The 13,993-nt window shown below is 58.0% G+C and carries 14 protein-coding genes; 4 read left to right on the plus strand and 10 right to left on the minus strand.

The genetic code is table 11. The features are described 5' to 3' along the window. Positions 1–432 precede the first annotated feature (432 nt). The 5 genes from IC232_RS25995 to IC232_RS26015 form a co-directional block, all read right to left on the minus strand. Entirely contained in the window at positions 433–2,034 is a 1,602-nt protein-coding gene (locus IC232_RS25995) for a GMC family oxidoreductase (protein ID WP_190847856.1), read from the minus strand. Between the two features lie 42 nt (positions 2,035–2,076). Next, the gene (locus tag IC232_RS26000; protein WP_190847857.1) at positions 2,077–3,303 is read right to left on the minus strand and encodes a mandelate racemase/muconate lactonizing enzyme family protein; all 1,227 of its coding nucleotides are present in this window, start codon (positions 3,301–3,303) and stop codon (positions 2,077–2,079) included. Positions 3,304–3,530: 227 nt separating this feature from the next. Continuing rightward, positions 3,531–4,880, minus strand: coding sequence for an ABC transporter substrate-binding protein (locus tag IC232_RS26005; protein ID WP_190847858.1), 1,350 nt, complete (start codon positions 4,878–4,880; stop codon positions 3,531–3,533). Positions 4,881–5,144: 264 nt separating this feature from the next. Continuing rightward, positions 5,145–5,735, minus strand: a complete 591-nt coding sequence (locus IC232_RS26010; protein ID WP_312895237.1) for an IS5 family transposase — start codon at positions 5,733–5,735, stop codon at positions 5,145–5,147. 59 nt (positions 5,736–5,794) lie between these two features. Further along, positions 5,795–6,502 carry an IS6 family transposase gene (locus IC232_RS26015; protein WP_190847859.1) on the minus strand — a complete coding sequence of 236 codons (708 nt, stop codon included), beginning with the start codon at positions 6,500–6,502 and terminating at the stop codon, positions 5,795–5,797. Between the two features lie 355 nt (positions 6,503–6,857). Here IC232_RS26015 and IC232_RS26020 point away from each other — a divergent pair, with 355 nt between their 5' ends. Then, positions 6,858–7,451 carry a hypothetical protein gene (locus IC232_RS26020; RefSeq protein WP_190847860.1) on the plus strand — a complete coding sequence of 198 codons (594 nt, stop codon included), beginning with the start codon at positions 6,858–6,860 and terminating at the stop codon, positions 7,449–7,451. 361 nt (positions 7,452–7,812) lie between these two features. Here IC232_RS26020 and IC232_RS33420 read toward each other — a convergent pair whose 3' ends face one another. Then, positions 7,813–8,085, minus strand: coding sequence for a PilZ domain-containing protein (locus tag IC232_RS33420; RefSeq protein ID WP_190847861.1), 273 nt, complete (start codon positions 8,083–8,085; stop codon positions 7,813–7,815). 857 nt (positions 8,086–8,942) lie between these two features. On the opposite strand from IC232_RS33420, the gene IC232_RS26030 reads away from it, so the two are divergent. Next, the gene (locus IC232_RS26030; protein WP_190847862.1) at positions 8,943–9,677 is read left to right on the plus strand and encodes a LuxR C-terminal-related transcriptional regulator; all 735 of its coding nucleotides are present in this window, start codon (positions 8,943–8,945) and stop codon (positions 9,675–9,677) included. A gap of 1,217 nt (positions 9,678–10,894) precedes the next feature. Here the strand turns inward: IC232_RS26030 and IC232_RS26035 are convergent. Next, positions 10,895–11,137 (minus strand): hypothetical protein, encoded by a 243-nt coding sequence (locus IC232_RS26035; RefSeq protein ID WP_190847863.1) that lies wholly within the window; start codon positions 11,135–11,137, stop codon positions 10,895–10,897. 203 nt (positions 11,138–11,340) lie between these two features. After that, positions 11,341–11,607, minus strand: coding sequence for an HGGxSTG domain-containing protein (locus tag IC232_RS32980; protein ID WP_281413434.1), 267 nt, complete (start codon positions 11,605–11,607; stop codon positions 11,341–11,343). A 69-nt stretch (positions 11,608–11,676) separates the two neighbouring features. Between IC232_RS32980 and IC232_RS26040 the strand changes: the two genes are divergently transcribed. Beyond that, a complete protein-coding gene (locus tag IC232_RS26040) occupies positions 11,677–11,844 on the plus strand; it encodes a hypothetical protein (protein ID WP_190847864.1) in 168 nt (55 codons plus the stop codon). Between the two features lie 511 nt (positions 11,845–12,355). Continuing rightward, positions 12,356–12,742: a hypothetical protein gene (locus IC232_RS26045; RefSeq protein WP_190847865.1), complete on the plus strand. Its 387-nt coding sequence runs from the start codon at positions 12,356–12,358 to the stop codon at positions 12,740–12,742. Between the two features lie 547 nt (positions 12,743–13,289). On the opposite strand, the gene IC232_RS26050 is transcribed toward IC232_RS26045, so the two are convergent. Then, positions 13,290–13,568, minus strand: a complete 279-nt coding sequence (locus IC232_RS26050; protein WP_409564972.1) for a DUF6894 family protein — start codon at positions 13,566–13,568, stop codon at positions 13,290–13,292. A gap of 232 nt (positions 13,569–13,800) precedes the next feature. Then, on the minus strand, positions 13,801–13,993 hold a 193-nt coding region (locus IC232_RS26055; protein ID WP_190847867.1), incomplete at its 5' end, for a WGR domain-containing protein.

Raw genomic sequence — 13,993 nt, forward strand, 5'->3', positions numbered from 1 at the left:
CTCCAGCAATGACCAATCGCCCTGAGGAACGTCAAATCCAATCGGGAATGGTGGCCGTCTCTCCATCCCCAAGGATGTCATCACCCTGTCGTCGCGGTAGTAGCATCGCACCGTCACAGCCTCTAGGACTCCTGCCAGATCAGGGTGGACTGACCGCAAATTGTTTAGAAGCGCCGTCTGCTCAGCAGGCGGTAATGCATCTATCCGCTGCCTAGCCATCTCGTTGAGGACGTGAAGTGCGCGCCGTAGGGCAGGCAGGTCACGACCGGCAGACCGGAGAATGTCTGCGAAAATCTTGGGGTCGGCGGCTCCCGGCAGCCCCAATTCCTCGCTGGATGGAATCATATGGCTGACAACACAGAAAAGAGTCTCCTGTTCGAGACCGGAGAGTTCGCTAGAGCCGGCTGATTGAGAGAGCACATTCATCTCCATTTACTCGAACAGATCGTAGATGCGGGTCTTGATCTGGTCGGCGATGTACAAGGCAGCGGCCTGGATCGTCGCGGTTGGATTGACACCGCCCGACGTGACAAAAATGCTGCCGTCCACAATAAAGAGATTCTTCACATCGTGGGCGCGCCCCCACTCGTTCACAACTGACCGTCTGGGATCCTTCCCCATGCGGGCCGTTCCCATCAGATGCCAACCGGCATAGGGCAAGGGCGACCTATGGGTGATGTCCCTTGCTCCAGCAGTCTTCAGGATCTCGATGCCGCGGGCGACGGAATGTTCTAGCATCCGTTGTGTGTTTTCGCCGATCCTGTAGGTGATCTTTGGCGCTGGAACCCCGTTGCTGTCTTTCATGCGAGGATCAAGGGTCACCCTGTTGATTTCTTCTGGCAGGTCTTCGCACACAGAGACCATCCCGGCGCTGCGGCAGAAAAGGCGGCGGAAGGCCGTGTGATGGGCTTCTCCCCACGGCAGGAGACCATCGGCCATCCCATTGATGGCAGTCCGGACAGGGCCCAGCCCGCGCGAGAACTGATAGGAGTAGCCCCGCTTAAAGCCTCGTTTCTCATCTGTCTCGTAGAATTCCATGCTCCAGATGCAGATCGGAGGGCCACGGTAGCCATCGAGGGGCTCGTCGAAATGGCCACGGATCTGGGCATAGGGATGAAACATCAGGTTCTTCCCGACCAAGCCGCTCGAGTTTGCAAGGCCGTTTGGGAAACGCTCCGAGGCTGAGTTCAGGAGGATCCTGGGCGTCCCGATGCCGTTGCAGGCCATGATCACGATCTCAGCCGGCTGAAATCGCTCCTGGCCGTCCGGGTCGAAGTAACAGGCACCGGTTGCCATACCATCGTCGTTCGTTTCGATCCGGCTTACGCGGCATCGTGTACGCAGTTCGACCCGCGCCCGCACAGCCTCCGGCCAGTAGGTGACATCCGTGCTCGCTTTTGCCCCCTGCGCACAGCCGGCGCCGCATAGCCCGAGGTTGATGCACGGTGCACGCCCCTGGTACTCCTGGGTTGCGATCGCACTGTCGGATGGCCACCAGTGCCAACCGAGATCGTTCATCGCCTTGCCGAGCTTCTCACCGGTGCGGCCGAGGGGAATGGGAGGCATCACTGCCTCCTTGGGCGGATAGGCCGGGTCACCTCCCAGGCTTGCAATACCCATCATTCGATCGTTTAGGGCATAGAATGGCTCGAGTGTCTGGTAGTCGATCGGCCAATCGTCGGCGACGCCATCGAGGGAGCGGACCCGAAAGTCGGAGGGGTGTAGGCGGGGAAAGTGGCCAGCGTAGAACACTGTTCCACCGCCAACGCCATTGTAATTGGCGATCTTGATCGGCGAGTCGTCTTCGTTGATCGGATAGTCCGCAGCTAATCCCCTTCGGTTCGGGCTGATGGAATAGTCCTCTGACTGCTGGGCCTCCCAATTCCGGCTTGCGCTGGGAAAGTCCGAGGACCGGGGCCAATCTCCCTGTTCCAGGCACAGGATGCGCATCTTGGTATCGGCAAGGCTCCAGGCGACAGCTGCTCCTGAAGCACCTGCTCCGATGATCAGGACGTCGACGGGTTCGTTTCTCATGGCGTTCAGCATGGGTAACTTTGGGACAACCTTAGAGCTGGATTAGTCAGAGAGTCTCGGAACTGGTGTCTTTTTGGCCGGCCCAACCGATTCCAAGGGCGGGTACGCGAGTAGCGCCGCTTCGTTGGGCTCGGTGCCCCATCCCGGCCGGTCCGGGATGATCAGGTAGCCATCCTTGTAGACTGGAACATGGGTGAAGAGCTCGGCATCCCATGCGATGCGGTCAATATCCGTTTCCATGATCCGCAAGTTGGGAACGACGGCACTGAAGTGTGCATTCATCATTGTGCACAGGTGGCCGTAAAAATTATGGGGCGCAACGTTCGTCTCGTACGCGTCTGCGGCTGCGGCGATCTTGAGCGATTGCCAGACACCGTTCCAAGGGGTGTCGATGATCGCGACGTCGACTGATTGCTCTCGGAAGAAGGGTAGGAACTGCTGCAATCCAATGAGTGTCTCGCACGAGGAGATCGGATGCTTGGTCTGTGACCGAATGTATGCCAGCGCCTTTGGCTCCAGGGTATCCACTTCGACCCAGAATAGATCCAGATCGTCGATTTCCCGCAGCAACTTCAGATAGCCTTCGGTTTTTGCATTGAAGTTGAGGTCGAGCAGAATATCGACATCAGGTCCTGCCGCCTCTCGCATGATCTCGAGGTGCTTGCGCAAGTCCTTCACGGTCTTCCGCTCAACATTGCGGGCAGGATCGTGGGGCCGGCCAAAGCCCGGCGACCAGCCACTAATCCGGTTTTGATCATCATAGTGAAAGATATTCGTCTTCAGCGCGGTAAAGCCCTTTTCGCCAACCTCGCGGCCAATCTGCCGAACGCCCTCAATGTCCGTGATTCCGGGTGTAAAATGCTCCGTCCGCGCGCGGTAGGACACACAGTGTGACCAATAGACCCGGACCTTGTCGCGAACTTTTCCGCCGAGAAGAGCGTAACAGGGAACACCAAGGGTTTTCGCCTTAACATCGAGGAGAGCATTCTCGATCGCCCCAAGCGCTTGCCCGACTACGCCGCCCGACCCAGGCCGAGTGCAATCACGTAAGTCTTCCCGAATGTGCTCATGATTCATGCCACTTTGACCGATCAGGCGGTGGCCAATTTGACTTATGACGTTGGCAACCCCGGGGGAGCCGAAGTTCTCATCGAATTCACTCCAGCCGACGGTTCCATCCTCGGCCGTGATCTTGAGGAAATTGTAGTTTCGCCACGAGTTGCTGCAGGACAGCGTCTTCACCTCGCTTATGATTGCGTTCTTCGGCATTGTCTTCCTCGGTTGATCACGGCGCGATGAATCTGGTTCAATCGTGCACTTCAGATGATGTCAAACAGCCTCACCAGACGACGCGGCGTAGGCGTGCCGGTTCTTTCCTGATTATATGAGCGGTCGGCTTATGAGTTTCGGATCCTTCAGGGCATTTTGGGATCTGATCAGCCGTCGTCATAAGTGGAGCCGCTGGCATGAGGGATCCCAGCGGCTCCGGGACCCAATTACCTGAGTGTGGATTTGATCTTCGTCGCAGCCGCCTGCAGGGCCTCTTTCGAACTGACTTGGCCGGCGATGGCGCGGGCGACCTCGTCGGCCAGCACCTGCTGTGCGGCGTTAGACTTCGGGCTGCGGACGCGCCACATTTCGCCTTCAGCGGCAAGTTCGTAGGATTGTTGAAGCGTACGATAGACCGGCTCGAGCCACTTCTCCTCAGGCTTGCTTCCGAGCGTGGATTTCCGCGCAGGGAAGGAGCCTAGCAGTGAGGCGCTAACCTTCTCGCCTTCTTTGGACGACAGCCACTGGAGGAAAGCCCACGACGCTTGCAGGTTTTTGGTTTTGCTGCTGACGCCCGCGTTCCAAATTCCGCGGTGTGTCCCCGCCCTTGCCGACCCGGCTGGCATCACCTGAATACCGACTTCGTCTTCTTTCAACGTCGTTGAACTGGCGTCGATGGCGGTTGCTTTGTAGACGCTTCCCCAGTTGAACATCACGGCGACCTTTCCCTGACGAAAGGCCTGAAGTGCTTCTGAGTACCCGTGTCCCAGAGCGCCGGGCGGACCGTACTTTGCGAGATCCTTGTGCATATCAAGAGACTTCGCCCCGACCTCATTGTTGAATGCCGGAGCTCCTGACTCGTCGAGCAGCTTGCCACCGTTCGCGTTGAGGATGGCCTGCCAGATGGTGGGGGTGAGAGAGTCGCGTACGAAGTAGGTGTCGACGGCCCAGGCGTCTTCCTTGCCATCTCCATTGGTGTCCTGCACCAAGGTCTTGGCCTGCGTGAAGAACTCATCCCAGGTAAGTTTCGGTGTTGGTTCCGGAACGCCGGCTTTCTTGTACAGCGTTCGGTTATAGAACATGAGCAGCATGTTAGAGCGGACAGGAACTGCATACTGCTTTCCCTTCCACTCGCCTGCTGCAAGCGGTGCCGCGTTGAAGTCATTCCAGTTATAGTCAGGGCTGGTTAATGCAGCAACGTCCTTGCTCTTGAGATCAGCGAGGGCTCCGACTGTGGCGAGCTGCGGAACCCATGGGTCGTCGATAACGAGAACGTCGTACTCTGGATCGGCGTTCACGGCATCCAGCATCATCTTCGGCAGTAGTTCTGCATAAGGAACGCCGTCGACTACAACTTTCACATTCGGGAACCGCTTGTTGAACTCAGGGACAAGCTGAGTTTGCCAGCTGTTGGCGAATGCCTCGTTCGCCATGACCTTGATCTCGACCGGTGAGTTCGGACCACCGGCTCCTTGAGCATACCCAGTACCTACTGAAGCAGCCGTCAAGACGACGGTGGTCGTGAGACGGGCCAGCACAGATTGCCGGGCTTGCAGCTTACGAATTGACACTGTCACACATTCCTCCCTGGGGTGCGCTCGGGGTCATACCGCAGCGCTTTCTATATTCTATAGAATATGGAATCGCCACTGATGCCCTGTCAAGCGCCATTGGTTCTGCACGCAAATTGCTTCTTTATAATGTTCATGGTGCTCATCGCGGATGCCTTTCACCGGAACTTGCAGGCACGGCCATGACGCAGGAAAACAATTCCGCCACGCAGTCGGCTGTGTTGCACGGATTGGTTGGTGAGCGCACTGAGGCCACTCCATGGCTTTCGTTTAGGCGATGCGGACGGACTCCGGACATCCAAGCTCAAGCATGCAGTTCAGGGCAGAAATGGCGATGGCGCCCTCGGTCTCGTGACGCCCATCTGTTCGCGAGCGCAGCGCATCTCCGATCACTCGTTTAAGCCGGCTGATGTCGGCCTCCACTAGAGCCCGACGCGTGTACCCGGACCGCTTCTGCCAGCCCATGCATCCATGCTCGGCAATGCTTTGGAGATGCCGATCACGCTGGGTGGGTGTGCTCCCTGCCATGTCGCTCGGTACTGCCGTTGATCGTGGCGGCACGATCACTTTCGCATCAGGATGGTGCTTGCCAACGCTACCGTAGACGCCGGCTTGATCATAGGCTCCATCGCCAATCAAGGAGGCGAGTGAAGCTGTAATCTGGGCGAGCAACGGTTCCACTTGCGAGCCATCATCGCCATCGCTGGTCGTCAGCTCTGAGGCGAGGATCTGCCCGGTTCCGGCATCAACGCCGATGTGCAGCTTGCGCCAGGATCGGCGCCTTCGGGTGCCATGCTTCTCGATCAGCCACTCGCCGGGCCCGCAGAGTTGCAGGCCCGTGCTGTCCACCAGCAGGTGCACCGGCCCGGCATCGTCAATTTAACGGCTTGAGACAGGTCTACCCCTTCAGGGAAATCAGATCAGGCACTCGCGACACCAGTCACCTCGGCCCAAGCTCGGAAGGCCTGAGTGCGGGACGCGCGATGAGCGGCAGCGGTGGTGTTTGCAGGGCGGCGAAAGAGGTTTGCAACCTGATCGTGAACTGAGAGGAAACGCTGGGCCTGTCCGGCTGACTTGAAGCGCTTCATGATCCGCTCGCGCCGTCGGGTGGGTTGATGACTGTTCTCCGCCCTGTTGTTCAAGCCGCGGTGCTGCCGATGTTCGACACCCGGCATGATCTGTCGCTTGGCCACGCCATAGCTGGCCAGCTTGTCCGTGATCATCACGCGAGGCGCCGCACCTTGCTTCTTGAGCAACTTCCGCAACAGGCGTTTGGCTGCTTTAGCGTTACGGCGGCTCTGGACGAGAACGTCGAGTACAGCTCCATGCTGATCGACAGCTCGCCAGAGCCAGTGTTTCTTGCCGGAGATGCTGATCACGACTTCATCAAGATGCCATTTGTCTCCCGATGCCGGAAGGCGCCTGCGGATCTGGTTGGCAAAGCTCTGGCCGAACTTTAGCGCCCATTGCCGCACCGTCTCGTGGCTGACCAGGATACCTCGGGCAACGAGCATCTCCTCGACCATGCGGAGGCTGAGCGGAAACCGAAAGTATAACCAGACGGCATGGCTGATCACCTCAGCCGGAAAGCGGTGGCGGGCATAACGAGGATGACGGGTGTTCTTCATCCCTCATGGATAGCTCGGTCCAGGTCACCCTTCAGTTAAGTTGACGGTGCCGGTCGGGGTTGCCTCCAGGGCAGCAGCGAGCCCCCTGATCTATGTCCATGGGACGTATGGCAGCTTCTCGCCGGAAGGTGCGAGCCTGTGGTGGTGAGACCAGCCGTCAGGTGACTACACGGCACACAAGTGACCTGGTTTGAAGCCTGGTGAGGCCCACCCTTGGTGACAAAGCCTTAACCACATCAGCAGAAATCGCGCCGTTGCGCGAACAAGGGCGTTGTCCGCCTCTTTGCGCCCACACTCCTCGATCTGAATGAGCCTCACGCGAGATTGGCTGTGATGCAGAGAAGGGGAGGGTCCCATGTTCCGAGAGCGTGTAACTCGACTATTGAGTGCCCACCGTATTGTTGTCCTGACGCTTAGCCTGTCGACTGCCGCAGGATGGGTCTCGCTTGCCGTCTCAAAGCAGTCCTCGACCAAGCTGGAGGGTCAGCTCCGCCGTGAGTTGGCAGGCCTGCAAGACGCCCAGGCAAAGCTCCTCTCAGAGCGGGCGAAAACGCGGGCGTCTCTGTCTGAGATGGCACAACTGCGCACGGATCTTGCGGCAGCACGCTCCGAGGTTGCTCGACTGTCTGGGCTGGTGGTCCAAGCCAAGCCGGAGCCTCCTCCGGTCAGGCTTGAAGCCAGCGAAAACCCCCGCACGAGCGATAACGCATCTAAGACAGGATCAATCACGACGAAGACAAGCAAGCCGCTGCCCGTCAAAGCGGCTTCAGGAGATAAGCCATCACCACAGGACCGCGATGGTCAGCCAGCCGTCAAGATTGCGACGGCGAACAGCCAGAAGAAGGTTGCTGAGAAGCCTCAACGAAGTGCGACGCCAACCATCCGACCCGAGCTGGATACCGCAAGCCTGCGCCAGCTGACAAAGTCAGCCGAGGCACAAGCGCAGTGATGATCCTCGTTGAGGGGTGATTTGTGCAGGTACAGGCTCCATAAGTTGAGAGCGCTCACAATTGCAGCCGCCAAGTCAGAGTGCCCTGATCCTGGAGGTTGATCGAGGCTCCATGCCTGCATCCACACCTATAGATGGCCGCAATCGAACGAGTACCATGCTCCGCATAGCGGCGAGATCCATGGGGGAGCCGAATGAGAGGTCATGCTCCTCGGCTGTAGATTCCAAGAGAGGAATAACGGAGGCGAGGGCAGGGATGATGGGATTTGATGGCGCAATCCTGGGAGATGTAGACCCTGCCTAGGGTCGAGGCCAACGGGGTGTTGCTGGGCACATCTTGGTCCGTCCAAGAATGCGAGGCTTAGGCCCCTGGCTGCCCTGTGAACCGCGCTCCATACTGGCTTTCAGTGGTCCAGACCAGGCGGACCCTGGCCACAGCTTGTGCATCCGGGATCTTCAGTTCGAACTCAAGAGGAACGTCGGCCGGGGAGGGGATCACAAGCCGCATCCCAGTCTCGGACAGATCCGAGACAGTGCATGCAATCGGATCTCCGGTGAGCTCGCCTGTGAACCATCCCCCTAAGGTTACGAGGAAGCGCTCTGCTGATCGACGCTCAGGCATGGCAGACGGCATGCACGAAATCCTTCGGCGGAGGACCAGCCTCTTCTAACAAGGCAAGCTGGCGTGAAGATGTCCTTTCGACTAGAGCAGCGGAAGGGCTATCAGCCTAGTGTCTGACAGGGAGAGGCAATCGACCACATGCGCTTGGGTCCTCTCAGGTTCCAGCACTTGCAGAATAATTTTATGAATTCTGCGAGGGAATAGGCCGTCAACCATCTGCGTTTGATGACCATACGCCGTCAGTCAAAAGGCAGGATAGGTCTATGGAACACCCCCAAGCCGTAAATGCTCTTCGAGAGAATACTTCAGTCCCTATAAGCCTCGCTATTACTGGCCCATCACTTCAGCGGGCAACAATCCTCTTTACCGCCTCTGTCACTTCCTTCATCGGGGCAAGTCTTCTGCTGGCCAGCATCTGATCAATTGCGTTCAGCCCCTCTGTGTTCTTTCCAGCGCAGTCAAGGCTGGTCAATCAGCCAGTGTGGGGCTCTCCAAGAGAGGAGAGTTGGGGGCTGATCTCCCTCTGGAACTGAAGCGCCTCTGCGATGAGCGGGGCGCTTCACTTTGTCGGACAACATACAGAAATCTCACCCGGGGTAGAGCCGAACGGGGTTCCGTTGCGGGTTCGATCCGGAACGTAGGGGCTGGTGAGACCGATTGGCAACACTCGCCAAGGTACTTCCCTGAGGGGGCATGTTTCGAGGAACCAAGGTGCAGCCAGCTTGTTAGCGCCGGGCAAGGTCCAGGTCACATGGACCTCCCTGGGATACAATGCCCGTCCGCCGCCAAGACTCCTCGTGTGGGTGTCATTAGCTGACGTGGGCAGTTTGGGGTGCACATTGCTGAACATCATTAGGGGCTGAACAAGCATGAATCATGACGTCGTCTACAATGAGCAAATCCTCGCGATTGCTCAGAATGCATCGTCATATGTGACGACGGTTCTGGTGTGCCGGAATACACTCATCCGCAGCGGAATCAGTCATATCCTCTCAGGGACGCATTTCGTCATCTCAGATGAGGCTCCCGTACATCCATCAGAGTTGCCTATCCTCTGTCTCATCCACAGCGACCAAGCGGCTGATGAGCTGATCGAGACAATCGAGAGGCAGAAGGCGCAATGGCCTTCTGCTCGGGTGGTCCTCCTGACCGACGGTATGGAACCATCATCCCTGGCGCAGGTCCTTCAGGCAGGCGTAGACGGCCTCTGCTCGACGGTCATGAGCCGCGAGCCCCTGATCAAGGCGCTTGAACTTGTGATGCTGGGTGAAATCTTCATCGCGCCAGCTTTCACACTCAGTCTGCTGAACGAAGTCTCCCGCCAGCGGTGGAGCCGCCTCGATACTGATGTCGTAATTGGCCCTGCGGCTACGGCAGTTGCTAGCCAGCTATCACCACGGGAGGCCATGATCCTGCGCTACCTGACCAAAGGCGCCTCTAACAAGCAGATTGCACGAGAGCTTGGCCTAGCTGAGGCGACAGTTAAAGTTCACCTCAAAGGCGTCCTACGCAAGATGAAGGCTACCAATCGCACTCAGGCCGCTATGTGGGCGCAACAGCACATGAACATTGCGGCAAACGACGGGCTCATTGCTGCTGAGTAGTCTGGCGCGAGGGTGAGTGACCCGGCATCCATCAGGGTTGCCCTTCTGCGATATGTCCGGGCGAGGATGGGGGCCTGTTCATCACGCCGGAATGCCCGTCCTACGAGGAGGTAGAAGGGCAGCTCAATTCCCTGCAAAACAAACTGGACGAGTTGCGGGAACGAGCCCGCCGAGCCTTCCAGGTTGCATGATCGACCAGCCGCTGCCGTCTCTGCTGAGACTAACGAATATTAACCGCTCAGGGATCGGATCGAAGCCCCATCCGTTAGGGCCCCTATGTCCAAGAGAGAGAAAACTCGACACAAGGTCATCTCGACAACGCTCATGATAGTGGCCTTGGCCATCTTCTGCGGGATTATGGTTGTGGGTGCCCCGCACCTGTTCTTTGGCTAGACACCATCAAAACCGCATTAGGAGACCACAGACGGCTATTCCCGTCTCGAGGCACAACCGCACCTGCTGTATGGACAATGCCTGCCAGCGGCCGCCGCAGCAGGATTTCTAGACGATGAATCGTTTGCACTTGGCTTTGCAACGAGTGCGTAGATGTTTGGCTCGAATATTGAGGGTGCCCTGAGCGCCTTCCCCGCACTCTGGGCAAACGATTCAAAGCCACGTGCACCCGTTACTCAAACCCGTAGTAATGGGGGAGAAGGCTCCGGTGCCTGTACCTCGTCAGATGTGCTGCTCACGCGAACCGGAGATGTTAAACTTGGTGGCAGACCCACGGAGGAGCCGCCAGCATGGAACGCTTTGTGGTAACCCACACAAAAGATGGCCTCTGGTCGGTATCCCACCAGGAGCACACTCTTTCCATCTACCCGACTGAGGAACAGGCGCTCTCAGCCACCTTCAAACTGGCATCGCAATTCAGCCAGCCGGAACACAGGGCGGTGGTGTCGATTACTCGCGCAGGCACTGGATCTGAGGTCCGGCAGTCAACACGGATCCACAGATGATACTCCTCCCCGTGTTGGGGTAAGAGGCCGTTAAGCTAGCGGGCGTAAAGCAGCCTCCTTCTCAAAGGGATCTGCCTGCCATGAAGCGCCACAAGCTGGACGCCGAAGTCAGTGTTGCTGCCGCCATCTACGCCGGGCAGGTTGTCATCTTCGCCCTTGGGGCGTGGCATTACGCTCTCTGAGGTAGATATGGAGAGAGGTCCCGCCGAATGACCGAGGGAAGGGGCCCACAGTGTTGTGAACCCCTGGACGATGGCCTCAGAGTTTCAGGATCTTTTTGGCTTGGTCGAGGGCCTTCTCGGATTCAGGATGGTTGCCGGCCTTGTGCAACTCCTCGCCCTGCTTGCGCAGATCCATGACCTTCTGTTTGTCTGAAGCCGAGAGTTGAGCCGTCTGCATGGCCTTGTCGATGGCGGCCATGTCCTGAGGGCAGCGGCGGGCAAAGGCCGGCCCGGCGACAGCAAGGGTCAGGACCGTGGCTATGCTGATGCTTCGAAGCATGATTGTTCCTCCCAAGGGGAGCCGCCGTTAGAGCGACGCGGATTAGATGGATCCTGGGCCGAAAGGTTCCCAACATCCTTCACCTTCGCCTGTACGGCTCCTGCATTAACCTGCCACTTCCTTGAATAGACCCCTATTGCTATTCGGAGCAGGTGCCTCGGGCTCTCGATCGGCCCGAGGCTTGCCACGAGAGCGAGTGCTTTTCAGGTCTGAAGGATGTCCTCCGCAACTGCACGCATCTCTGCAATCAAGGCGCGGATCTCCCGGCGCCTTTCAATGGCCTCACAGGTGAACAGGCCTTGCTGATAACGGCCATTCTCCCGGTCTTTCGGGGCTCCGCTTCCCCTGGCTCCTCCGTGCATCCTACAGCGAGCTTTCCCTTTCACCTGAGGTGACTGGCACGGCTTCCCGCTCCGGGTCTTGGCACAGCACCGGGGCACCAGCCGCAAGGACAAGGGCTCCCGCGTCATAGGCCATTTGGCTGAATTTTTTCCCGAACGTAAGGCTGGTATGAACTGGTTCACCGGAGGGAGAACCTGTTGAGACCTCAGGAACGCGATGACTTTGCCAAGCACCGGAGGCTGGAGGCGATCGAGGCCGAACTGGCGCGGTACCGGAGAATGGGTCATGTCACCCTATTCTTGGTTGCTCTCCTGAATGCCATGCTTCTCGCCGTGCTGGCTTGGAATCTCCTCGGCCACGACTGAGCGGCGGCTTCCCATCGTTCCATACAAACGATTATGCCAAATTCGCACCCGGATACGGCGAAGGCCTCGGGGAGGAAGGATCCCGAGGCCTTGCCCGTGGAGAGCGACGGGCAGCTCCGGGAGTCCAAGCGCCGTGCTCGACCATCACAGGCCTTGATCGTGCGCCTGGTGCCGGGCGGCGTCAACGAATGCGCCGCGCGTGTTCACGCCCACGAGGGAAAAAATGCCCCGGCTGAGGACGGTTCAGAACACTCAGCCAGGGCAAGCTCCACGCTTTGGGGCGATGGAGAGGGATCGGGCTGATACGCAACGCGCCCGGTTCGGGTAACCTAGAACGGCCGACGTAAATAATCCGTAGCGGCCTCGGAGCGGTTCCATACCGGGCGTTACGCGAAATCTGTGGCCTCTGTTGGCTGGTGGGCGACAGGCTCCCCAGTTAGGAGTAAAATGCGCCGAATAGCGCTGTCTTGACGCTCTGACGAGCGCCGCCAGTCCATGATGGAGAGCGGCCATGTCTCTCAAGCTGGATCTCTGTGCAGCTATCTTCCTCATCAACTTCGAGCCGCCCGCCCAAGCCCATGACATCTACTCGCATCTGAAGGACAGGCTGGGAAACAGTTGCTGCGACGACAAGGATTGTCGCCCCGCCCATTACCGGGTGACGCCCGCCGGGGTGCTAATGCTCGTCAACGGAACCTGGATCGCCGTGCCGGACTACACGGTCCAGTATCGCGCTCTGCCTGGGGACACGTGGGAAACAGGCGGGGGCCATTGGTGCGGGGACATGCGCTACATGGCCGGCCAAGGGATGGACTATCCAACCTACTGCGTGATCCTACCGCCTAATGCCGCGGCAGTCGCCAAGCCTCCCTTCACTCACCATGAAGGTGGCATCTAGCCTGTTCCATACCATGGGATTATGCGAAATTCGTGGTCCTCCCAAGCGCCATTGCATTGTCAGCGCTCGGATTGGCTCTCCTTAAATCGAAGTCAGCGGGGACCCGGCCTAGCTGACACGAAGCAACGGAACACTCCGAACCGACCGCTGCAACTCTCATTTTTGTTGCAGGATCTGGCATACGAAGACCAGCGAGGCCCGTCATGCCATATTACTTGACGTCCCCAGTTCGCTCTGGCTTGGTTCAAGCCCTGAGATCGCGACGCACCAAAGCCCTCTGCCCGATCCGTGTGCGCCTTACAAAGCCGTACTCTGGGCTGAGCGCTCACAGGAAGGGCGGCCAAAAGGCTCACAACCAGAACAGGGGTAAGGATCTTCAGCATACGTTCCTCCTGTCAAGCAGCCACAGGCTGAGAGTCTCGCCGATAGGGCGCTGACGCAATTCACCCCTTTGAATAATGTCGGTCGGCCTCAGAAATCCCGGAAGCTCTGCCGCCGCTTGGCATGCACCCTGTTCCATACTGATGATTATGCGAAATTGCAGGGTTCAGTTCAAACGGGGAAAGTTGCATTTCAGGCAGGGATAGCCAAGAGCAAAGCTGAAGAGCGTCTGACCTGAGCAATCGGTGATCACCACTTGCCAGCCCTGCCACTCTGCCGAGGCAAGAAAGTCATTCTGGTGGAGGTCTTCAAGGGCGCGAGTGATATGGCTCACGAGGTCACCCCCAGGCGGCAGATCAACCCCTTCCTCATCATGGATCATCTCTGTATCAGAGACTAAGTTGAAGAAGAACCTTGCTGGAGCGAGTCTTTCTGACGCTATCATGAGAACCTGCCAGTAGAAGGCCTGATTTCATTCAGATCATGGAAATGATTCGTGCAAGTAATGTGGCAGTAAAAGCATTCTATACGGGTATAACCGAGTACCTATATTGGCGCACTACTTAGCTAAAGAGGTAGATTACACCAAATTTAATCCTATGTATGGTAAAAATGCTCAACAATTGGTCGTTAGGGGATAAGTTTCACAGATCATCACTGTTTTGGATTATCCGAAATCAGAGGTCCCGGTAGCCCTGCCGCCGCATCGCCTGAGCCAAGGCCTGCAAGGCTTTACCGGCCGCATCTTCGCTGGTGAACTCCTCGGTTTTCTCCTGACCGATGGTGCCGATCCGGCACTGTTGCAGTAACTTGAAAAGGGCACAACGAACCTCGTCGAACGGGCCGCTCAGGCCGCAAGACCGAAGAGTT

The sequence above is a fragment of the Microvirga sp. genome (assembly GCF_014699075.1).
Taxonomy (GTDB): domain Bacteria; phylum Pseudomonadota; class Alphaproteobacteria; order Rhizobiales; family Beijerinckiaceae; genus Microvirga.